Here is a 763-nt window from a genome sequence, read left to right on the forward strand (position 1 = left end):
CGCGCAGGCCGAGTCGGCGCTCAGTGCCGACATGCCGGCCGAGCTGTGGGGCCAGCTCGCGGGCGCCTACGCGGAAATCGGCGACGCGCCGCGCGCGCTGGCCATGAGCCGCCAACTGCTCGCGCGCTCGCCCACGCCGAGCATCAGCGACCGGCTGCTGTACGCGTCGGTGCTGCTCAAGACCAAGCAGGACGTCGAGCTGTCGGCCGTGCTGCGCCAGCTGGCCAGCGTCAACATGACGGCCAGCCAGCGCAGCGACTTCGACAGCCTGCGCATCGCCTTCGCGCTGCGCCAGACCGACGCGCTGCGCGAGGCCGGCAACCTGGAGGCCGCCTACAACGCGATGGCCCCGGTGCTGGCCGAGCGCCCGAACGACCCGCAGGCCATGGCCGCGCTGGCCCGCCTGTACTCGGCGGCGCGCGACGAAGGCCAGGCGCTGGCGCTGTACCAGCGCATCCTGCAGCGCAACCCGACCGACCTCGACACGCTGCTGGCCGCCGCCGCGAGCGCCAGCGCGCAGCGCGAGCACGGCGAGGCCGAGAACTACGTGATGGCCGCGCTGAAGCAGGCGCCCGACCAGTCGCGCGTGCTGGCCGCCGCCGGCCGCGTGTACCGCAACGCGGGCGAAAGCCGCAAGGCCGAGCAGTACCTGCGCGCCGCCGTCGAAGCCGAACGCCAGGTCGCCTCGAGCGGCTTCGCGGCACCGGGCGGTGTGCCGTCGCAGATGCCGGCGGCCAACCCCTTCGCGGGCATGACCGGCGGC

General features: G+C 74.6%; 1 protein-coding gene. It reads left to right on the forward strand.

What is annotated here, in order from left to right; all coding sequences use genetic code 11:
* Positions 1-763: tetratricopeptide repeat protein (locus BMG07_RS40875; RefSeq protein WP_198089232.1), on the forward strand; the 763-nt coding region annotated here is incomplete at both ends.

The sequence above is a fragment of the Variovorax sp. E3 genome, assembly GCF_016082275.1.
Taxonomy (GTDB): Bacteria; Pseudomonadota; Gammaproteobacteria; order Burkholderiales; family Burkholderiaceae_C; genus Variovorax.